Raw genomic sequence first — 20,358 nt, 5'->3', positions numbered from 1 at the left:
ACAAGAAGGTAAACACTATGATCATCTCCGCGTCAACCGACTACCGGGCCGCCGCCCAGGCCAAACTGCCGCCGTTTCTGTTTCACTACATCGACGGCGGGGCCTACGCGGAGCATACGCTGAAGCGCAATACCGCAGATCTGGCCGATATTGCCTTGCGCCAGCGCGTGCTGCGCAATATGTCCGAACTCAGCCTGGAGACCACGCTGTTCGGCGAGCAGTTGGCGATGCCGGTGGCGCTGGGGCCGGTGGGGCTGACCGGCATGTACGCCCGCCGCGGCGAAGTGCAGGCCGCGCGCGCCGCGGCCAAAAAAGGCATTCCGTTCACGCTGTCCACCGTGTCGGTCTGCCCCATCGAAGAGGTGGCCCCGGCGATCGATCGGCCGATGTGGTTCCAGCTCTACGTGTTGAAAGACCGCGGCTTTATGCGCAACGCGCTGGAGCGCGCCAAAGCCGCCGGCGTGAAAACTCTGGTGTTCACCGTCGACATGCCGGTGCCCGGCGCCCGTTACCGCGACGCCCACTCGGGGATGAGCGGCCCCAACGCCGCCCTGCGCCGCGTGCTGCAGGCGTTTACCCATCCGCAGTGGGCCTGGGATGTCGGCCTGTTCGGCAAGCCGCACGATCTGGGCAACGTCTCGGCCTACCGCGGCAAACCGACCAGCCTGGAAGACTACATCGGCTGGCTGGGCGCCAACTTCGATCCGTCGATTTCCTGGAAAGATCTGGAGTGGATCCGCGAATTCTGGGACGGCCCGATGATCATCAAAGGCATTCTGGATCCGGAAGACGCCAAAGACGCAGTGCGCTTCGGCGCCGACGGCATCATCGTCTCCAACCACGGCGGCCGCCAGCTGGACGGCGTGCTGTCGACCGCGCGCGCCATGCCGGCGATCGCCGACGCGGTGAAAGGCGACATTACCTTACTGGCCGATTCCGGCATCCGCAGCGGCCTGGACGTGGTGCGCATGATCGCGCTGGGCGCCGACAGCGTGCTGCTGGGGCGCGCCTTCGTCTATGCGCTGGCGGCGGCCGGCGAAGCCGGGGTGGCTAACTTGCTGGATCTGATCGACAAAGAGATGCGCGTCGCCATGACGCTCACCGGCGCGAAAACCATTGCGGAGATCAACGCCGGATCGCTGGTCAGAAACGCCTGACTCACAGCGGCTGCACGCCCTCCGGGTAGACGTTGTAGCTCATCTTGCTGATGAAGGCCCCGGCCGGTGACACCAGAACCCGGCCGGCGGCGTCCAACCCGAGGAAGGTGCCGGTGCAGCGCCCGGAGATAAAGTCGAAGAAGAACACCGAGCACACCGGGATAATCTTTTCCCGGAAGGTGAACAGGAACATCTCGTCCTCAAACTTGTAGTAAGTGGCGTAATCCATGTCGCCGTGCCCGAACTGCTCGCCGCGCAGGTTTTGCCAGGCATAACGCTCGGTGTTGACGTAGAAGTGCTCGTAGTAATGGTTGGGGCTGTAAACGTTCAGCGTGCGATAACCGATCAGCTCGCGGGTCAGATGCGGCGCGATGCCGCCCGGCGTGACGCCGGCAATCAGCCCAACGTGGAAGCTTTGCTTGAGGCGGGATCCCTTTTCCACCGTTTGTTCGGGCAACAGCGTGCTGCGCACCAGCAGCGCCCGGCCGCTGTCGCGGTTGAGCACCAGCGTCAGGCATTCGTTGCCCGGCGACTGCAGCGGAATATTGAAGAAATAGCGCGCGGCGGAGGTTTGCACCTCTTCGTAAGCGTCCTCACCGCTCTCCCCTCCCCAGGCCCACAACACCCGTTGCCGGTCGGCGCTGAAACGCAGCGTGATGTCCCCGCCGTCTTCAAAGGCGATCTGCAGCGTTTTGCCGCGCCAGTCCTGAGAGCCCGGCAACCGGTTGGTATCGATGCCGCGCGCGAAATCGTCGTAATTCTTCCAGTCCGGCTCGGCATTTTGATTCAGTACGGATGATTCTGCTGACATCTTCGCTCTCCTTAATTGAATGGGATAAAAATCGTCTCAAACGTCGGCGACGCCCGCCGGCTTCACCGCTCGGCGGTTCACCACGGCAGGGGCGGTTTCATCGAGAAAACAACTCAGTACCCCGGCGCACACGGCACCGGCGGCCGCCAGCCACATTACGCTGACCAGGCCGTAGCGATCGGCGATCAGCCCGGCGATAAACGGCGCCAGGCAGCCGCCAATCACCTCGCCGATCCCCATCACCAGCCCCAACGCGGTGGCGATGCGCGCCGGCGACACCGTTTCCGACGGGATGGTGGCCATAAACAGCGTGAAACAGCCAAGGCCGGTATAAGACAGGAACACCAGCACGCCCAGCAGCCACGGATTGGCGACGTAGCTCAGGAACAGCGGGCAGCACACCGCCAGCAGCGAAAAGAAAATCAGCGTCGGTTTGCGCCCGAGGCGATCGGAGATCGCCGGTACCGCCACGCCCCAGAACACCCAGGCGGCGCCGATGGCGCTCATGATGCCGCCCATCGTGCCTTCACCGAAGCCACGGTCGGTCACCAAAAAGTTAGGGGTGAAGGTTATGATGATCATGAACCAGGTGACGAACACGCAGGAGATCAGAATGCACAGCGCCACGTTCTTGATTTTGAACAGCTCGCCGTAAGCGGCCTTGCCCGCCGGCTTACCGGCCGCCGGCGCGGCGCTGAAAGCGGGATCCTTTTTGCCGTTCACATAGCGATAGATCAGCCACGCCAGAATGATGCCCGGCACGGCGGTCAGGTGAAACGCCATGCTCCATCCCCACTTCTGCGCCAGATAGATGATCAGCGGCGGCGCGATGATGCCGCCCAACAGCCCTGGCGCCGCGCCCTGGATCAATCCCATGTTGAAACCGCGGCGCTGCGGCTGCGATCTTTCCACCATCAACGATTGCGCGATCGGCAATACCGGCCCCTCAGCAATCCCCATCAGCGCCCGGAAGATCAAGAGCATGGCAAACCCGCTGACCAGCCCCGACAGTGCGGAGAACAGCGAAAACACCAGGATCGACAGGATCAGCATCGGTTTACGGATATTAAAACGATCGGCTATCGCCCCCAACCCGGCGCCGGACAGTGCCCAGGTTAGCGCCAACACCGCCGACAGCGTGCCGAGATGCACGTTGCTGAGCTTGAGGTCGGCGGCAATCATCGGAAACAGAAACGAGATGGTCAGACGATCGACGAACACGCAGCCGAACACGAAAAACAAAATAATCAGCAACCGGTTCTCTTCACTTAATGCTCTGCGTGCCGCTGGCGATGTATTCATAGCGTCATTTGTCCATAAGTTAACTTATGAATGGCGACCCGCCATGGCATAAGTGTGTTAAGCGCTCGGCCAAGAGAGAAATTGGCCCTCCGTCACGACAACAACTCATTAACATGTTAATGATATAAAATTATCGCAAGCCGGCGGTCTGTCAACCGGCGCTCTTCGAGAGACAAATGAAATTCTGAACGGGTACTATTTCAATATCGCATTATCACCTTCAGGTTATTTATCCTTCTGTTATTGATAAATATAAAATAATGTCCGGTACTTTCTTGCGATTAAAAAAAGCCTGTTTGCACGTTATTTGCGAATAATCCCATCGATGACGCTTCAGGCTTATTAATTTTTTATCGGCATTGAATGATCCCCGCACGCGCTTCAGAGCCATTTTTATCTATTGAATCATCTCGTTTTATTTTAAGGCCGCAGAAAAAACTAACTCTTACGAGGGAAAGGCCAACGGCGGGGTTATATAACCCCGTCTGGACAATAACAAAAGCGCAGAGCGTGACGTAAATCACGACAAATATGCCGTATCCTGCAAAGCAATTATGCTCGCAACAGCAATTATCTATTGCGATTAGGGCTGTTTATCTCAATTAAGCGCCATGCAACACTTCGTGCCATCGTTCGACACCGCGCCGCAAGGCCTGAGACGGAGTGACACATGAGCATCGAAAAATTAACCCGGGAGCCGCTTTCCATCGGCATCGAGTTGCCGCTGGACAACGATTGGTCCACCAGCGGGCAGCTGAAACGCCAGCAGGACGGGCGGCCGTTCGGCGTGCCGGACATGAGCGAACACGCTGCGCGCATCAAGCTGGCCGATGAGCTCGGCTTTCGCGCCGCCTGGGTTCGCGACGTGCCGCTGTATGATCCGGACTTCGGCGACGCCGCGCAGGTGTTTGAGACCTTTACCTACCTCGGCTACCTGTCCAGCCTGACGCGCAATATTCTGCTCGGTACCGCGGCCGTGGTGCTGCCGCTGCGGCAGCCGTGGCTGGTGCGCAAAGCGGCTTCCACGCTGCAAACGCTGAGCGGCGATCGTCTGTTGCTCGGCGTCGCCAGCGGCGATCGCCCCGTGGAGTACCCGCTGTTCGGCGCCGATTACGCCGCGCGCGGTGAAAGCTTCCGCGCCAGCGTCGGCATTCTCAAAGGGGAAGCCGACAGCGCGCTGCAACCGGGACTGCGCCTGCTGCCGGCCACGCCGCCGCCGCCGCTGCTGGTCGCCGGGCTGGCGCAACAAACGCCCGAGTGGGTGGGGAAAAATATGGATGGCTGGCTGTCGTATCCCGGCACGCCTGCGGACCACGTTTCGCGGGTCAAACTCTGGCGCAACGTAGCCGGTGACAAGCCCTACGTCAGCTTTATTCATCTCGACCTCACCGATAACGCCGACGCGCCGATTCAGCGCCATCGCTTCGGCATCAAGAGCGGCCGCAATGGATTGATTCAGGAACTGAGCGCCATGCGTGACGCCGGGGTCAACCACATCGGCCTGCATTTTCGCCGCAACCAGCGGCCGCTGGAAGAGACGATGCAGGAGATCGGCCAACTGGTGTTACCGGAATTCCATCGCGCCTGACGCCCGCTTTAGCCCGCTATTCCGACCTGAGCGGGTCTTTGCCCCGTTACCGGGGCTTTTTTATTTCCGCCGCTGCTGGTTCATAACAACTCGGTCTAATCCCTGCCGTCAAACGGCGGCATGATGACAAGGAAACGAGCCACCATGAGGAATGAGCAATGACGGCAAAACTGACAGAAGCAGGCTTTTGGCGCAAAACCGCCGACTCTTCATCGCTGCGCGAGCCGCGCGTGCTGATCCGGGTCTACGTCAACGAAGGCGAGATTGACCGCGCCATCGCGTTTTACGAGCAGCTGCACGGCGTGGAAGCGGATATGCGTTTCGACTTCCCCGAGCATCGGCTGGTGTTGGCGGCGGTGGGGCCATTTCTGATCCTGGAAGGCTCGGAAGAAAACCTGCGTCCTTTTCGCAGCACCGTCGGCACGTTGCTGGTCGATGACATTTATCCCTACCACCAGCGGCTACAGGCCGCCGGCGCCGATATCTTCTTTGGCCCGGTGGAAGTGCCCACCGGCGCCTGTTTCAATGCGCGCCTGCCGGATGGCACGATTATCGAATACGTGCATCATCGGCTGCGCGCGGACGAATAAGCCGCCTCAGGGGAGCGCCGGCTTCATGGCGTAGCCGCGCAGATCCTTGCGCAGGCTGAGCATGTACAGCACGATCACCGCCGAGAAAGGCAAGCCGCACAGCACCACGGCAGTCTGCATCGCGCTGAAACTGCCGGCGTACAGCAGCCCGGCGCACACCAGCGTGGTGACCGCCGCCCAGAACACCCGGAGCCAGGCCGGCGCGTCATCGTGGGCGGAACCGCCCTGGCAGGACAGATTCGCTATCATCAGCGTGCCGGAATCGACCGGCGTCAGGAACAGCACGAAGCTTATCACCACCACAAAACCGGCGGTCAGCTGGGTATAGGGCAGGTATTCGAACAGCTTGAACACCGCCATCGGCGGATCGCTTTGCGCCACCTGCCCCAGAATCGCTTGCCCGCCCTCCAGCACCAGACTGATGGCGGTATTGCCGAAGATCGACAGCCACGCCAGCGTGAACCCCAGCGGGATCAGCAACACGCCGAAGATCAGTTCGCGGATGGTACGGCCTTTGGAAATACGCGCGATAAACAGCCCGACAAACGGCGCCCACGCCACCCACCAGGCCCAATAGAACAGTGTCCAGGCGCCCTGCCACTGGCGCGCCTTGCCGTACAGATACATATCGAAGCTGCGACTGACGAGCGAGGTCAGATAATCCCCAATGTTCTGCAACATGCCGTTGAGCAGGTTCAGCGTCGGGCCGGCCAGAAACACGAACAGCAACAGCAGGCACAGGAAGCCGACGTTGATGTTCGACAGCATGGCGATGCCCTTCTCGACGCCGGTGACCGCCGCCAGCGTGGCCACCACCATCATCACCACGATCAGCGCCAGCAGCACGCCGGTGCTTTGCGGGATATCGAACAGGTAGAACAGCCCCGAGTTCACCAACAGCGCGCCGATCCCCAGGTTGGTCACCATCGAGATAACCGTCACCAGAATGCCGAAGCTGTCCACCAGATGGCCGACGCCGCCGTGGATGCGCTCGCCGAAGATCGGGTACAGCGCGGAACGCAGCGCCAGCGGCAAACCGCGACAATAGGCGAAATAGGCGAGCGCGGTGGCGATCAACGCATACAGCGCCCAACCGTGCAGCCCCCAGTGTAAAAAGGTCAGCGCCATCGCCTGCCGCGCCGCCTGTACGCTGCCGCCGTCGCCTTCCGGTGGCGACAGGAAGTGATCCAACGGCTCATAGGCGCCGTAATACACCAGCGCAATGCCGATGCCCGACGAGAACAGCATCGCCACCCAGGAGGGATAGCTAAACTGCGGCGGCTCATCATCCTGGCTGAGGCGAATATGGCCAAAGCGCGACAGCGCCAGCCAGAACACGAACACCATACAGGCGACCATCAACAGCATGTAATACCAGCCGAACACGTCGGCCACCCAACTTTGCGCGACATTCAGCCACTGTTTGCTGGCGGCGGGAAACAGCACAATCAGCGCCCCCAGCAGCAAGATCACCGCGGCCGAGCCGAAAAATACCGGGACATTCAATCTGACAGGTTCTTCGTCAAGCGATGGGGGAGTTTTCATTGTCATTGGCAGGCTTCCATGATGCGAAAGACAGACGATTTAAATGCAACTTTTGGTTAACATCCTGTCGTCATTTATTTGACATTTTCGCAGCATATAGAGTATTGATTGACCGTTCAATCAATCAAATTCAAAGTGTGATTTGCCTATCAGTTGAGGAAAATATGTACCGCAGAGACATTCCTGAGCAGCGCAAGGAGCAGCTGATTAACGCCGCCTTCGAGACCATCAACGTTGTGGGGCTGGCTGGCGTCACCCTGTCGCAGGTGGCGAAAGAGGCCGGGCTGTCGACCGGCATCGTCAGCCACTATTTCGGCGATAAAGAAGGGTTGTTGAGCGCGACCATGCGCAAGATCCTGCGCGATCTGCGCGACGCGGTGGCCGAGTGCCGCGCTCAGGCAGCGAGCGACAGCCAGTCGCAGCTGTGCGCCATCATTCAGGGCAACTTCCACCCCAGTCAAACCAACGCCATTTCCATGCGCGCCTGGCTCGACTTCTGGGCCGCCAGCATGCACCAGCCGGTGCTGCGCCGCCTGCAGCGCGCCAACGATCGGCGGCTCTATTCCAATATATGCAGCCAGTTCCGCCGCGAGCTGCCGCTGCAGCAGGCGCGCGAAGCGGCGCGCGGGCTGGCGGCGATGATCGATGGGCTCTGGCTGCGCGGCAGCCTGGCCGGGGATGACACCGATCTGCAGCAGGATTACCGCATCGCCTGCGAGTACGTGATACAACGGCTCAAGGCCGCGCCATCGATGGTGTGAACGGCAGCGTCAGCGCGGCTCCTGCTCTTCGCTGTACTGGGTTTGCCACATGGCGGCGTAGCGGCCGTTCGCCGCCAACAGCGACTCATGCCCCCCGCGCTCGACGATTTCCCCCGCCTCCAGCACGATGATCTCATCGGCGTCCACCACGGTGGAGAGCCGATGGGCTATCACCAGCGTGGTGTGGTTGCGGCTCACCTCGCGCAGGTGCCCCTGGATTTCGCGCTCGGTCTGGGTATCCAGCGCGCTGGTCGCCTCGTCGAACACCAGGATGGCCGGATTTTTCAGGATGGTGCGCGCGATCGCCACTCGCTGCTTTTCACCGCCCGACAGCTTCAGCCCGCGCTCGCCCACCCGGGTGTCGTAACCGTCGGGCAGACCGACGATAAAATCATGGATATGCGCCAGCCGCGCCGCACGCTCGATTTCTTCATCGCTGGAGCCGGTTTTGCCATAGCCGATGTTGTAGCGCAGCGTATCGTTGAACAGCACCGTATCCTGCGGCACGATGCCGATCGCCTGCCGCAGACTGGCCTGGGTCAGTTGGCGAATGTCCTGGCCGTCGAGGGTAATGGCGCCGCCCTGCACGTCGTAAAAGCGAAACAGCAGGCGCGACAGCGTGGACTTGCCCGCGCCGGAGGCGCCGACCACCGCCACCGTGTGGCCCGCCGGAATGGTAAAGCTCACCTGCTTGAGGATCGGCCGACGCGTGTCGTAACCGAAGCTGACCGCGTCGAACCGCACTTCGCCGCGCTCGAGGCGCAGCGGCTGCGCATCCGGGCTATCGACGATCTCACGCTTTTCCTGCAGCAGATCGAACATGTTCTCCATGTCGATCAGCGCCTGGCGCACCTCCGAGTAGATAAAGCCGAAGAAGTTCAGCGGCTGGTACAGCTGCAGCAGGTAGGCGTTGACCAGCACGAAGTCGCCGACCGTCATCGTCCCTTGCGTAATACCCTGCGCCGCCATGGCCATCATGACGATCAGCCCGATCGAGATAATGGCGGTTTGCCCCAGGTTGATCGCGGTAAAACTGAATTGGTTCTTGATGGCGGCGTATTCGTACAGCCGGCGCGACAGATCGAAGCGCTCAGCCTCGAACGCTTCATTGCCGAAGTACTTCACGGTCTCATAGTTCAGCAGGCTGTCGATGGATTTGCTGTTGGCGTCGGCGTTGGCCTTGTTGAGCTCGCGGCGAAAGCGGGTGCGCCAGCTCACCGCCAGCACGGTGAACAGAATGTAGCAGCCGACCGTGGTCAGGATCGCCAACGCGAACCAGCCGTTCAGCATATGCCACATGATCGCCGTGACCAGCGTCAGCTCGAACAGGATCGGCACGATGGAGAACAACAATCGCGACAGCACCGTGGACACCGCCTGGGTGCCGCGCTCGATAGACAGCGACAGCCCGCCGGTCTGGCGCTCCAGATGAAAGCGCAGGCTCAGCGCATGCAGCTGGCGAAACACCCGCACGCCCAACAGGCGCGTGGCGTTCTGGCTGACGTGGATAAACATCACGTTGCGCAGTTCCTCAAACAGCGCGCCGCCCACCCGCGCCACGCCGTAGGCGACGATCAGCCCCAGCGGCACCGCCAGCATTTTCGCCGTCTCGCCGCTCAGCGCATCGACCATCGCTTTGTAGGCCAGCGGCACCAGCGTGGTGCTGACCTTGGCCGCCACCATAAACACGAAGGCCACCACCAGATACCCCCGCAGCCGCGGGTTGTCTTTCGGCCACAGATAGGGCAGCAGGAATTTCAGCAAGCGGGAACGATCCATCATGTAATATTCATCTTCTCGGTCGGGCTCGCGGCGCATGGCCGCGCGGGGGTTATGAGTTTGGCCTGGCCGGCGGCGAACGCCGCAGCCATTCCGTTTTCCTGCGATGGCAACTCAGCATCATCCGTCAGGAGAAGCGGCGGCGACTCGGGCAAAGTTCAGGCATGGAGGAGACAATCACATGACCCAGACGTATGCAAAGCGCTTTGCGCAGGTCTTTGACTATATCGACCGCCACCTGGACGAGGCGCTTACCGTCGACAAGCTGAGCGAAGTGGCCCATTTTTCGCGCTTCCACTTTCAACGCCAGTTTAGCGCGTATTGCGGCATCTCGGTGTGGCGTTATATCCAGTGGATGAGGCTTAAACGCGCCTCTTACCGCCTGGCGTATAACCCGCTGGAGCCGGTGATTGACATCGCGCTGGACGCCGGCTTTCAAAACCCGGAGTCCTTCAGCCGCGCCTTCAAACAGGCGTTCAGCCAAACGCCGAGCCAGTTTCGCAAACAGCCGGCCTGGATCGATTGGCAGCAGCGCTTTCCCGAACCAAAACACAAAAGGAAACACCCCATGAAGGTAGACATTGTCGATTTCCCTGCCACGCCGGTGGCGATGCTCGAACATAGCGGCCCGCCCGCGCTGGTCAACGAAACCGCCGCGCGCTTTATCGAGTGGCGCAAAACCAGCGGCCTGTCGCCGGTCAGAAGCAGCCGCACTTACGGCATCGCACCGCACGATCCGGCCATCACCGAAGCGCAGGACTTCCACTTCTTCATTTGCGGCGAGGTCACTGCGCCGATCCCGGAGGACAACGCCTTTGGCGTGGTGAACGGCACGCTGCCGGCCGGGCGCTGCGCGGTGCTGCGCCATCACGGCTCGCTGGATGGGCTCTCGGAAAGTGCCCACTATCTGTACCGCGAGTGGTTGCCGGCCAGCGGCGAGGAGCTGCGCGATTTTCCGCTCTATTTCCACTACCACAACTTCGTGCACGAGGTGGCGGAATATGAACTGGTGACCGATCTTTACCTGCCGCTGAAATAGCTGACATCTGGCTCCGCAAGGAGCCAGATTGACGTTAACAGGACGGCGACGAACCTTGCGGCGGCAGATAACGCTGCGGATCGAGTGCGGTAGCGCGATAGCGGATCTGGAAGTGCAGGAACACCGAATCGGTGCCGGTGCTGCCCATGGTGCCGATCTTCTGCCCCGCTTTCACATCCTGACCGTTGCGCACCAGAGTAGTGTCGTTGTGCGCATAGGCGGTAATAAAATCTTCGCCGTGCTTAATCATGATCAGGTTACCGTAGCCGCGCAGCTGGTTGCCGACGTACACCACTTTGCCCTTGGCGGAAGCGTAAATCGGCTGGCCGCGTTTACCGGCGATGTCGATGCCCTTGTTACCGCCATCGGCATTGGAGTACGCCTGCACGATCCGGCCGCTGGTCGGCCAGCGCCAGCAACGTGCGGCGCCCGGCGGCGGCGTTTGCTTGGCGATCGCGGCGGAAGACGAGGATGTTTTACGGCGCGTAGCGGCGGTTTTGGTCGGCGCGCCGCCGCTCAGCCGCAGTTTTTGCCCCACTTCCAGATTATAGGGCGGGCGTATCTTGTTGATTCTGGCCAGATCGCCGACTTCGCTGTCGGTGATCCAGGCGATGTAGTACAGCGTATCGCCCCGTTTGACGGTGTAGGACTTGCCGGTGTAGCTGCCCTTCGGCAGTTTGTCGTAGTCGCGGTTGTAGGTGTTTTTACCCGAACACCCGGCCAACAGCAGCCCCAATGTCAGACACACCGCGATGCGGCGCCACCTTGCCAGCTTGCTTCCTGTGCTCAAATCCTGTCCCCAATCGTCTTTTCGGTTCTGATACGCGTCAGCCGCACAGTGTAACATTTGCGCCGGGTCAGTCAAAAACCCCCAGACGGTCTATGCTAAACAGGTAAGGATGACTGATTAATTACCCAACGACGAAATGGAGTACTGTCATGTTGAACCTCGACCGCAATAATCTGCCCCTCCTGAGCGAAGAGCTGCTCAAAAAGCAACGCACCACCCTGCTGATCATCGCCTTCCTGCTGCTGGCGGGCGGCATACTGTGCCTGGTGAATCCTTTCGCCTCCGGCGCAGCGCTGAGCATCGTAGTGGGCATCCTGCTGCTGTTGAGCGGCGCCGGGCTGATTATCGCCATGATAGCCAACCGGGCGCAGAATACCTGGCCGATGATCGGCGGCATTCTGCTGGGCGTGGCCTACCTGATTATCGGCTATGTGTTCATCACCAGCCCGCTGGCGGGCATTCTGGCGCTGGCGGTCTACCTCGCCGTGCTGTTTGCGCTCGGCGGCATCGCGCGCCTGGCGGCAGGCTATATGCGCCGAGGCCTGCCGGGCAACTGGCTGCAGTTCGTCATCGGCGTGCTCGATTTGATCATCGCCTGGATGCTGATCGGCTCAGGCCCTGCGGCATCGGTGACGCTGGTGACGGCGATCGTCGGCATCGAGATGCTGGTCAGTTCCTTTGCCCTGTTCCAGGCGGCGAATCTGTTTAAACGCGCCTGATCGTAACGGCCCGCCGACGGCGGGCCGCCATCCCCTCCCCATTTGCAAACAAAACAAGGCGATACCCCCTCAGCTTGTCCGTGGTTATCTTCATCGGTAAGTGCCAATATAGGCGAAGACAAGGGAGCTGAAACCGATGACAACCCATTCCAAACCGTTGAACTCGCGGGAAGTCTGCCTGCAATTACGCCACTTCAACCAGGTAATCGGGCAACAATGCCGCAATATGGCGCGCCAAAAAACCGCTTGCCCGTGCTGCCTGACGGACATCGCCACCGGCTGCGACGCCGGTATCAAACTGTGTGGACAGCAGTTGGCCAAACCCAACCCGCAAACCCCGTTATTCCGGCAGATTCGCAACCTGCTGCTCGACCTGCGCGCAGAAGCGATAGGGGTTCACAGAATAGACGTCCTGAACCGCACCAATAACGAAATCTCCTGGCTGTTGCGCGAGCTTTATTTCGAGACATTCTGAACACGAGGGCCGCGCGCCCATCGCTTGATACCTGCCGGTGCGGGCAAGATGCCGCACCGTTTCACCGCCGCACCAGCCGACTTTTCGCCACGTTATCTCTTCGCGTTCACCCCACTTTACGACCGCCATCACACCTCGCCAACCCCACATTGCGTTGGTTATAGAGTCGTCTACAATTCAATCGAATTACCCCCTACAACATCAGAAATTATTATTATTAGAGGTGATTATGTTACAGAAACACGAAAACGTAATAAGTATGACTGTACTAAGCCCGCAAGCCACCCAAGAGCTGATGCCCTCATTTTCTTCCTTGCCCCACACGCAACATGCCGACGGCAAATATCGCCTGCGCCGTTATTCCGTCGTGAAATACCTCAACCCCAACATCGCCGAAGTGGGGCCGCGCACCTTCATGCAGTCGGATCAGATCAACCATTTCCAGGGCAACGTGGTGCGCCGCTTCGAGCCTATCGACAGCGCCGTGCTGCAGAGCGCCGGCATGGCGGAGATGTGTAACCTGTTTGCCGAAAATAACGAACTGCCGGAAGGCGCCGAGATAGAGATCCACCAGATGCGCGTGGTCGCCATCCAAAAAGATACGCTGGTGGCGCCGGAAGGCATTCACCAGGACGGTTTCGACCATATCGCGATGATCGCCATTCACCGCCACAATATCGTCGGCGGCGAAATCATGCTGTACGACGACAGCCGCCACGATCCTTTCTTCAAAAAAGCGCTGGCCGACGGTGAAGCCGTGCTGTTGGCGGACAGTAAACTGTGGCACAACGCCACGCCGATCAATACCGTAAGCCCGAATGAAGAAGGCTATCTGGATCTCTTCGTCCTCACCGCTCGGGGAGAGAAAGCATGACCTTTACCCCCGAGCTCGCCCGACGCCAGTTCAGCGCCCTGTCCCGGCAGATCGACGGCAAACCGGCGATCTTTTTCGACGGCCCCGGCGGTGCGCAAGTTTCCCGGGGCGTGCTGGAAAAAATGACCGACTACCTGGGGAAGTACAACGCCAACCTGGGCGGGCACTATTTCTCCAGCCGGGTTACCGGCGAGGTGATGAGTCAGGCGCGCGAATCGGTGCGCGCCTTGTTAAATGCGCCGTCGCCCGACAACATCGTCTTCGGCATGAACATGACCACGCTGACCTTTCATCTCAGCCGCATCATCAGTCGCGATTGGCGGGACGGCGATGAGGTCATCGTCACCGCGCTGGATCACTACGCCAACGTCTCCAGCTGGCAGCAGGCCGCCGCCGACAAAGGCGCCGTGGTGCATCAGATAGCGCTGGAGAGCGCCGATTGTTCTCTCGACGCGGCAAAAGTGTGCGCGCGCATCAACGCCAACACGCGTCTGGTGGCGGTCAGCTACGCGTCCAACGTCACCGGCAGCATCGTCGATATCAAAACCATCGTTGAAGCCGCGCATCGGGTGGGCGCGCAGGTGTATGTTGACGCCGTTCATTACGCGCCGCATAACCTGATCGACGTGCAGGCGTTGGGATGTGACTTCCTGGTGTGCTCCGCCTACAAATTCTTTGGCCCGCACGTCGGCATGGCCTACATCGCACCGCAGTGGCTGCAGCGCCTGCGGCCGTACAAAGTCGAGCCGGCCACTGACGTCGGCCCCGGCCGTTTCGAGACCGGCACGCAGAGCTTCGAAGCGCTGGCCGGCGTCGCGGCCGCTATCGAGTATTTGGCGCAGTGGGGCACGCCCGACGCGCCGTTAAGGCAGCGCTTGCAGGAGAGCTTCGCCGCCTACCACCGGCATGAAGAGGCGCTGTGCCGCCACTTTTTGCAACGGCTGCAGCAACTCGACGGCGTGCGGCTCTACGGCAATCCGCAGGCGGACAGCGCACGCCGCACGCCGACCTTCGCCCTGACCTTCAGCGGCCAGGCGCCCGACGCGATCGCCCGACGGCTGGGGCACCACAACATCTGCGCCGGTAGCGGACATTTCTATGCGCTGGGCCTGATTCAGCAACTGGGGCTGCAGGACGGCGGCGTGCTGCGCATCGGCATGATGCACTACAACACCCTTGATGAGATCGATACGCTGTTTGAAATACTCGCCAAGGAGACCCTCGGTTAATGCGCCATAACGGCCCGCCCGGTTTTCCGGCGGGCCACACCGCATAAATAGCCGTGCGTGTCGCCGGAGGCGTTAAACGTGAATAACGCTCCCCCTGTTTGAGGGGTTGGGTAGAATAGGCGGGATTTTTTTGAAAAGGGATTTTAACGTTGAGAAAATATGCCGTTATCACCGCCGCGTTGATGATGTCTTCCTGCGCCACGCCGGAAAAGTGGGAAGCGCAAACGGCGGCTCCGACACCCCTTGAAGCCGCCAGAGCAAGCTGCCGACAAGAAGCCGAACAACGCTATCCCGTGAGCCTGTCTTTAGACACCCGCTCGCCTGTATTCTCCTCCATGAATATCAACGGCGCGGATATCCCCAATACTCACGGCGTCGTTTTTCCTTCGGACCGCAATGAAATGCGCAGAAAAGAACACGTTAATGCCTGCATGAAATTGGAGGGATGGGAAAATAAGAATAAGGTGACGGGGTTATTGGCCTTTTTATTTAACTAACGGCAACGTGAATTATTCGGAATTACCGCGTAGAGACAGCGGTAATTCCGCTCTATAGAGCGGCGTCGGCCTCCTGCGCCAGCCCGACTATTTTGCTACGATATTACAGTCACCACCTTTCCTCCATTCAGGGCGATAATCAAACAAATGGAATAAATCAATTTATGAGTGAGAAAGACACCTCCTTAAATAAGCCGCAAAGCCATATCAACAAAGCGGTATTCTTCACCTCTGCAGTCCTCATTTTTCTTCTGGTCGCCTTCGCCGCCTTTTTCCCCGACGTCGCTGACAAAAACTTCAAGCTTCTGCAGCAACAAATCTTCACCAACGCCAGCTGGTTTTATATTTTGGCCGTGGCGCTCATATTGCTCAGCGTGACGTTTCTGGGGCTTTCTCGTTACGGCGACATCAAACTTGGCCCCGATCATGCGCAACCCGATTTTCGCTATCACTCCTGGTTTGCCATGCTGTTTTCGGCGGGGATGGGCATTGGTCTGATGTTCTTCGGCGTGGCAGAACCGGTTATGCACTATCTCTCGCCGCCGGTCGGCACGCCCGAGAGCATCGAGGCGGCCAAACAGGCCATGCGCCTGACCTTTTTCCACTGGGGGCTGCATGCCTGGGCGATCTACGCCATCGTGGCGTTGATTCTGGCCTTCTTCAGCTATCGGCATGGCCTGCCGTTGACCCTGCGCTCCGCGCTTTATCCGATCATCGGCGATCGCATTTATGGCCCTATCGGCCACGCCGTCGATATCTTCGCCGTCATCGGCACCGTATTCGGGGTCGCGACCTCGCTGGGTTATGGCGTATTGCAGGTCAACGCCGGGCTTAACCACCTGTTTGGCGTGCCAATCAACGAAACCGTTCAGGTGATATTAATCGTGGTGATTACCGGGCTGGCCACCATTTCCGTGGTTTCCGGGCTGGAGAAGGGCATACGCTTTCTGTCGGAGCTGAACCTCAGCCTGGCGCTGTTGCTCCTGGCCTTGGTCTTGCTGTTGGGGCCAACCGTTTTGCTGTTGAAATCCTTTGTGGAAAATACCGGCGGCTATCTGTCCGAGCTGGTCAGCAAAACCTTCAACCTGTATGCCTATGAACCCAAATCCAGCAACTGGCTAGGCGGATGGACGCTGCTCTACTGGGGGTGGTGGCTCTCCTGGTCGCCTTTCGTCGGGATGTTCATCGCACGGGTTTCCCGCGGCCGAACCATCCGCGAATTTGTCACGGGCGTGCTGTTCGTCCCGGCCGGCTTCACCCTCATGTGGATGACCGTGTTCGGCAACAGCGCCATTTACCTCATCATGGAAAAGGGCGCGACAGATCTCGCCACTACGGTACAACAAGACGTGGCCTTGGCGTTGTTTAACTTCCTGGAGCATTTCCCATTCTCCAGCGTGCTTTCGTTTATCGCCATGGCGATGGTTATCGTCTTTTTTGTCACGTCCGCCGACTCCGGCGCCATGGTCGTGGATACGCTGGCTTCGGGCGGCTCCAGCAACACGCCGGTATGGCAACGCATTTTCTGGGCGTCGCTGATGGGCATCGTCGCCATCGCCTTGCTGATCGCCGGGGGGCTCAGCGCGCTGCAAACCGTCACCATCGCCAGCGCGCTGCCTTTCTCGGCCATCTTGCTGATATCCATTTACGGTTTGCTTAAGGCGCTGCGTCGCGATCTGACCAAGCGCGACAGCCAGAATATGGCCACCATCGCCCCTACCGCCGCCCGCAATCCTATCCCCTGGCAGCGCAGGCTGCGTAATATCGCTTATCTGCCAAAGCGCTCGCTGGTTAAGCGCTTTATGGACGAAGTCATCCAGTCGGCCATGACGCTGGTGCAGGAGGAGCTGAGTAAGCAAGGCACGCTCAGCAGCATCAACACCGGCGCGGAAGATCGCATTCGTTTCGAGGTTGATTTAGGCGATGAGCTTAACTTTATCTATGAAGTCAGACTGCGCGGCTACAGCTCGCCGACCTTCGCCCTGGCCGGGCTGGATAATGATGAACAGCAAGCCGAGCAGCACAAATATTATCGCGCGGAGATCTACCTGAAAGAAGGCGGCCAGAACTACGATGTCATGGGCTGGAATCAGGAGCAGTTGATCAACGATATTCTCGACCAGTACGAAAAGCATCTGCATTTCTTGCATCTGGTGCGCTAAAGGCCGACATGCCGTCCCGAGGGGCGGCATTTTTTTGCCCTGCCTTCCTCCCTGCGGCGCTGATGATGCGGGTGGGATGGCGGGCGACCAGAAATAATGCTTACATGTGCAAAGGATTGGGTTGGGGTAACGTTTTGGAGAATCAGGATGCTTTTATGAGGGGGTACTGGAGCGGGTGAAGGGAATCGAACCCTCGTATGCAGCTTGGGAAGCTGCCGTTCTACCATTGAACTACACCCGCATTGGTGTGCGACAGGCATTATAACCGGTTATCGGCGGCGGGCAAGCGGAGATGGCGCGTAACTGTCGATGTTTTAAGCGGTTAAGTCCTGCAGACGAAAAAAAACCGGCGCAGTTGCCCGCACCGGTTGTTGCACGCTAAACGCGATTATTTCTGCGGGCGCATCGCCGGGAACAGAATCACGTCGCGGATGGTGTGGCTGTTGGTGAACAGCATCACCATGCGGTCGATGCCGATGCCCAGACCGGCGGTCGGCGGCAGGCCGTGCTCCAGCGCGGTGACGTAGTCTTCGTCGTAGAACATCGCTTCGTCGTCGCCGGCGTCTTTGGCGTTCACCTGATCGGCGAAGCGCTGCGCCTGGTCTTCGGCGTCGTTCAGCTCGGAGAAGCCGTTGCCGATTTCACGGCCGCCGATGAAGAACTCGAAGCGGTCGGTGATTTCCGGGTTCACGTCGTTGCGGCGCGCCAGCGGCGACACTTCAGCCGGGTACTCGGTGATGAAGGTCGGCTGAATCAGATGGCTTTCCGCCACTTCTTCGAAGATCTCGGTCACGACGCGGCCCAGGCCCCAGCTCTTCTCAACCTTGATGCCGATGGATTCCGCGATGGCCACCGCTTTGCCCATGTCGGCCAGGTCAGCCAGATCGGTTTCCGGACGGTATTTCTTGATCGCCTCGGTCATGGTCAGCTTCTCGAACGGCTTGCCGAAGTCGAACACTTCGTCGCCGTACTGCACCTGAGAGGTGCCCAGCACTTTCTCGGTCAGGGTGCGGAACAGCGTCTCGGTCAGCTCGATCAGGTCTTTGTAATCCGCGTAAGCCATATAGAGTTCCATCATGGTGAACTCTGGGTTGTGACGCGGAGAAACGCCTTCGTTGCGGAAGTTGCGGTTGATTTCAAACACGCGCTCAAAGCCGCCGACCACCAGACGCTTCAGATACAGTTCCGGCGCGATGCGCAGGTACATGTCGATATCCAGCGCATTGTGGTGGGTGATGAACGGACGCGCCGACGCGCCGCCCGGGATCACCTGCATCATCGGGGTTTCGACTTCCATGAAGCCGCGTTCTACCATGAAGTTACGGATAGCCGACATCACCTGAGAACGCACCTTGAAGGTGTTGCGCGATTCTTCGTTGGCGATCAGATCCAGGTAACGCTGGCGGTAACGGGTTTCCTGATCCGACAGGCCGTGGAATTTGTCCGGCAGCGGACGCAGCGCTTTGGTCAGAAGACGCAGTTCGGTGCAGTGGATCGACAGTTCGCCGGTCTTGGTTTTGAACAGCTTGCCGCGCGCGCCGAGGATATCGCCCAGGTCCCACTTCTTGAACTGCTCGTTGTACACGCCTTCAGCCAGATCGTCGCGCGCGACGTACAGCTGAATGCGGCCGCCCACGTCCTGCAGCGTAACGAAGGATGCCTTGCCCATAATGCGGCGGGTCATCATGCGGCCGGCGACGGTCACTTCTACGCCCAGCGCTTCCAGCTCTTCGTTGTCTTTATCGCCGTACGCGGCGTGCAGTTTGTCGGAGGTGGAGTCGCGACGGAAGTCGTTCGGGAACGCAATGCCGTTCTCACGCAGGCCGGCCAGTTTCTCGCGGCGGGACTGCAGCTCGTTATTGAGATCCAGCGCCTGATCGGCGCCCTGTACTTGTTGTTCAGACATTTCTATTCCTCATAACCCGGCTTTCAAACTTGCCTCAATGAATTTATCCAGGTCGCCATCCAGTACGGCCTGCGTGTTACGCGTTTCGACGTTGGTGCGCAAATCCTTGATGCGGGAGTCATCCAGCACGTAAGAACGGATTTGGCTGCCCCAGCCGATGTCGGACTTGTTGTCTTCCATCGCCTGTTTATCAGCATTTTTCTTTTGCATCTCAAACTCGTACAGCTTGGCTCGCAGCTGTTTAAACGCTTGATCCTTGTTCTTATGCTGAGAACGATCGTTCTGGCACTGCACCACGATGTTGGTTGGCAGGTGAGTAATACGTACGGCGGATTCGGTTTTGTTGACGTGCTGACCGCCCGCACCGGAGGCGCGGTACACGTCGATGCGCAGATCCGCCGGGTTGATATCGATGTCGATATCGTCGTCCACTTCCGGGTAGATGAACACCGAGCTGAACGAGGTGTGGCGACGGCCGCCGGAGTCGAACGGGCTCTTGCGCACCAGGCGGTGAACGCCGGTTTCAGTGCGCAACCAGCCGAACGCGTAGTCGCCGATGATCTTGATGGTGGCCGATTTCAGGCCCGCGACGTCGCCGTCGGACTCTTCGATCACTTCGGTCTTGAAGCCCTTGGCTTCGGCCCAGCGCAGGTACATGCGCAGCAGCATGCTGGCCCAGTCTTGCGCTTCGGTGCCGCCGGAGCCGGCCTGAATGTCCAGATAGCAGTCGGCGCTGTCGTATTCGCCGGAGAACATGCGGCGGAATTCCAGCTGCTCGAGCTTGGCGATCAGTTGATCGAGTTCGGCGACCGCTTCGTTGAAGGTCTCTTCATCGTCTGCTTCCACCGCCAGCTCCAGCAGACCGCTGACGTCTTCGCTGCCCTGCTGCAGGTGATCGATGGTTTCAACGATGGCTTCCAGCGCGGCGCGCTCTTTGCCGAGCGCCTGTGCGCGCTCCGGTTCGTTCCAAACGTCCGGCTGCTCCAGCTCGGCGTTGACTTCTTCTAGGCGTTCCTTCTTGGCATCATAGTCAAAGATACCCCCTAAGAACCGCAGTCCGCTCGGACAGGTCCTGAATTCGGTTTTTTACCGGGTTAATTTCAAACATGGTTTTGCGTTCTTTTACGTTGATGT

General features: G+C 59.5%; 18 protein-coding genes and 1 tRNA gene. 11 read left to right on the top strand and 8 right to left on the bottom strand.

Going from position 1 to position 20,358, the window contains the following annotated elements; genetic code table 11:
* The first annotated feature begins 17 nt into the window (after positions 1-17).
* Entirely contained in the window at positions 18-1,157 is a 1,140-nt protein-coding gene (gene lldD / locus J0X03_RS04015) for an FMN-dependent L-lactate dehydrogenase LldD (RefSeq protein ID WP_033632193.1), read from the top strand.
* A 1-nt stretch (position 1,158) separates the two neighbouring features.
* Here the strand turns inward: lldD and J0X03_RS04010 are convergent, their stop codons facing one another.
* Both J0X03_RS04010 and J0X03_RS04005 read right to left on the bottom strand, forming a co-directional pair.
* Positions 1,159-1,968, bottom strand: a complete 810-nt coding sequence (locus tag J0X03_RS04010) for a MoaF C-terminal domain-containing protein (protein ID WP_122004651.1) — start codon at positions 1,966-1,968, stop codon at positions 1,159-1,161.
* 36 nt (positions 1,969-2,004) lie between these two features.
* Positions 2,005-3,270: an MFS transporter gene (locus J0X03_RS04005; RefSeq protein WP_046687745.1), complete on the bottom strand. Its 1,266-nt coding sequence runs from the start codon at positions 3,268-3,270 to the stop codon at positions 2,005-2,007.
* A 670-nt stretch (positions 3,271-3,940) separates the two neighbouring features.
* Here J0X03_RS04005 and J0X03_RS04000 point away from each other — a divergent pair.
* The gene (locus J0X03_RS04000; RefSeq protein WP_046687746.1) at positions 3,941-4,858 is read left to right on the top strand and encodes a TIGR03571 family LLM class oxidoreductase; all 918 of its coding nucleotides are present in this window, start codon (positions 3,941-3,943) and stop codon (positions 4,856-4,858) included.
* A gap of 158 nt (positions 4,859-5,016) precedes the next feature.
* Positions 5,017-5,448: a VOC family protein gene (locus J0X03_RS03995; protein ID WP_122004650.1), complete on the top strand. Its 432-nt coding sequence runs from the start codon at positions 5,017-5,019 to the stop codon at positions 5,446-5,448.
* A gap of 6 nt (positions 5,449-5,454) precedes the next feature.
* Here J0X03_RS03995 and J0X03_RS03990 read toward each other — a convergent pair whose 3' ends face one another.
* Complete coding sequence (locus J0X03_RS03990) at positions 5,455-6,999, bottom strand: BCCT family transporter (RefSeq protein WP_129993609.1); 1,545 nt, start codon at positions 6,997-6,999, stop codon at positions 5,455-5,457.
* Between the two features lie 158 nt (positions 7,000-7,157).
* On the opposite strand from J0X03_RS03990, the gene betI reads away from it, so the two are divergent.
* Positions 7,158-7,754 (top strand): transcriptional regulator BetI, encoded by a 597-nt coding sequence (gene betI, locus J0X03_RS03985; protein WP_160204548.1) that lies wholly within the window; start codon positions 7,158-7,160, stop codon positions 7,752-7,754.
* A gap of 9 nt (positions 7,755-7,763) precedes the next feature.
* Here betI and J0X03_RS03980 read toward each other — a convergent pair whose 3' ends face one another.
* Positions 7,764-9,533, bottom strand: a complete 1,770-nt coding sequence (locus J0X03_RS03980) for an ABCB family ABC transporter ATP-binding protein/permease (protein WP_089195510.1) — start codon at positions 9,531-9,533, stop codon at positions 7,764-7,766.
* A 181-nt stretch (positions 9,534-9,714) separates the two neighbouring features.
* Between J0X03_RS03980 and J0X03_RS03975 the strand changes: the two genes are divergently transcribed.
* Complete coding sequence (locus J0X03_RS03975; protein ID WP_160204549.1) at positions 9,715-10,572, top strand: AraC family transcriptional regulator; 858 nt, start codon at positions 9,715-9,717, stop codon at positions 10,570-10,572.
* Positions 10,573-10,606: 34 nt separating this feature from the next.
* Here the strand turns inward: J0X03_RS03975 and actS are convergent, their stop codons facing one another.
* A complete protein-coding gene (actS, locus tag J0X03_RS03970; RefSeq protein ID WP_033644792.1) occupies positions 10,607-11,362 on the bottom strand; it encodes an amidase activator ActS in 756 nt (251 codons plus the stop codon).
* A gap of 149 nt (positions 11,363-11,511) precedes the next feature.
* Between actS and J0X03_RS03965 the strand changes: the two genes are divergently transcribed.
* From J0X03_RS03965 to J0X03_RS03940, 6 genes are all read left to right on the top strand, one after another.
* The gene (locus tag J0X03_RS03965; protein WP_033644791.1) at positions 11,512-12,081 is read left to right on the top strand and encodes an HdeD family acid-resistance protein; all 570 of its coding nucleotides are present in this window, start codon (positions 11,512-11,514) and stop codon (positions 12,079-12,081) included.
* Between the two features lie 136 nt (positions 12,082-12,217).
* The gene (locus J0X03_RS03960; protein WP_033644790.1) at positions 12,218-12,556 is read left to right on the top strand and encodes a hypothetical protein; all 339 of its coding nucleotides are present in this window, start codon (positions 12,218-12,220) and stop codon (positions 12,554-12,556) included.
* A gap of 259 nt (positions 12,557-12,815) precedes the next feature.
* A complete protein-coding gene (locus tag J0X03_RS03955) occupies positions 12,816-13,430 on the top strand; it encodes a 2OG-Fe dioxygenase family protein (RefSeq protein ID WP_223524591.1) in 615 nt (204 codons plus the stop codon).
* Complete coding sequence (locus J0X03_RS03950; RefSeq protein WP_129993611.1) at positions 13,427-14,659, top strand: cysteine desulfurase-like protein; 1,233 nt, start codon at positions 13,427-13,429, stop codon at positions 14,657-14,659. Before J0X03_RS03955 ends, J0X03_RS03950 begins: the two co-directional genes overlap by 4 nt.
* 149 nt (positions 14,660-14,808) lie before the next feature.
* Positions 14,809-15,156, top strand: a complete 348-nt coding sequence (locus J0X03_RS03945) for a hypothetical protein (protein WP_052752701.1) — start codon at positions 14,809-14,811, stop codon at positions 15,154-15,156.
* 164 nt (positions 15,157-15,320) lie between these two features.
* Complete coding sequence (locus J0X03_RS03940) at positions 15,321-17,318, top strand: BCCT family transporter (protein WP_096242570.1); 1,998 nt, start codon at positions 15,321-15,323, stop codon at positions 17,316-17,318.
* Positions 17,319-17,485: 167 nt separating this feature from the next.
* On the opposite strand, the gene J0X03_RS03935 is transcribed toward J0X03_RS03940, so the two are convergent.
* From J0X03_RS03935 to prfB, 3 genes are all read right to left on the bottom strand, one after another.
* Positions 17,486-17,559, bottom strand: a tRNA-Gly gene (locus J0X03_RS03935).
* A 147-nt stretch (positions 17,560-17,706) separates the two neighbouring features.
* Positions 17,707-19,224 carry a lysine--tRNA ligase gene (lysS, locus tag J0X03_RS03930; RefSeq protein WP_160204550.1) on the bottom strand — a complete coding sequence of 506 codons (1,518 nt, stop codon included), beginning with the start codon at positions 19,222-19,224 and terminating at the stop codon, positions 17,707-17,709.
* Between the two features lie 9 nt (positions 19,225-19,233).
* Positions 19,234-20,332 (bottom strand): peptide chain release factor 2 gene (gene prfB / locus J0X03_RS03925; protein WP_099783420.1). Its coding sequence is split into 2 segments (ribosomal slippage): positions 19,234-20,256 and positions 20,258-20,332, totalling 1,098 coding nucleotides; the frame shifts between segments, so codons are not numbered across the junction.
* Positions 20,333-20,358 lie beyond the last annotated feature (26 nt).

This window comes from Serratia ureilytica, assembly GCF_017309605.1.
Lineage (GTDB): Bacteria > Pseudomonadota > Gammaproteobacteria > Enterobacterales > Enterobacteriaceae > Serratia > Serratia ureilytica.
The sequence above is the reverse complement of the archived record's forward strand: the minus strand, read 5'-3'. Positions and strand labels throughout refer to the sequence as shown.

Bases quoted from the DNA above. Each gene is read 5' to 3' on its own strand.
- lldD (WP_033632193.1), top strand. From the start codon at position 18: ATGATCATCTCCGCGTCAACCGACTACCGGGCCGCCGCCCAGGCCAAA.
- J0X03_RS04010 (WP_122004651.1), bottom strand. From the start codon at position 1,968: ATGTCAGCAGAATCATCCGTACTGAATCAAAATGCCGAGCCGGACTGG.
- J0X03_RS04005 (WP_046687745.1), bottom strand. From the start codon at position 3,270: ATGAATACATCGCCAGCGGCACGCAGAGCATTAAGTGAAGAGAACCGG.
- J0X03_RS04000 (WP_046687746.1), top strand. From the start codon at position 3,941: ATGAGCATCGAAAAATTAACCCGGGAGCCGCTTTCCATCGGCATCGAG.
- J0X03_RS03995 (WP_122004650.1), top strand. From the start codon at position 5,017: ATGACGGCAAAACTGACAGAAGCAGGCTTTTGGCGCAAAACCGCCGAC.
- J0X03_RS03990 (WP_129993609.1), bottom strand. From the start codon at position 6,999: ATGACAATGAAAACTCCCCCATCGCTTGACGAAGAACCTGTCAGATTG.
- betI (WP_160204548.1), top strand. From the start codon at position 7,158: ATGTACCGCAGAGACATTCCTGAGCAGCGCAAGGAGCAGCTGATTAAC.
- J0X03_RS03980 (WP_089195510.1), bottom strand. From the start codon at position 9,533: ATGGATCGTTCCCGCTTGCTGAAATTCCTGCTGCCCTATCTGTGGCCG.
- J0X03_RS03975 (WP_160204549.1), top strand. From the start codon at position 9,715: ATGACCCAGACGTATGCAAAGCGCTTTGCGCAGGTCTTTGACTATATC.
- J0X03_RS03965 (WP_033644791.1), top strand. From the start codon at position 11,512: ATGTTGAACCTCGACCGCAATAATCTGCCCCTCCTGAGCGAAGAGCTG.
- J0X03_RS03960 (WP_033644790.1), top strand. From the start codon at position 12,218: ATGACAACCCATTCCAAACCGTTGAACTCGCGGGAAGTCTGCCTGCAA.
- J0X03_RS03955 (WP_223524591.1), top strand. From the start codon at position 12,816: ATGACTGTACTAAGCCCGCAAGCCACCCAAGAGCTGATGCCCTCATTT.
- J0X03_RS03950 (WP_129993611.1), top strand. From the start codon at position 13,427: ATGACCTTTACCCCCGAGCTCGCCCGACGCCAGTTCAGCGCCCTGTCC.
- J0X03_RS03940 (WP_096242570.1), top strand. From the start codon at position 15,321: ATGAGTGAGAAAGACACCTCCTTAAATAAGCCGCAAAGCCATATCAAC.
- lysS (WP_160204550.1), bottom strand. From the start codon at position 19,224: ATGTCTGAACAACAAGTACAGGGCGCCGATCAGGCGCTGGATCTCAAT.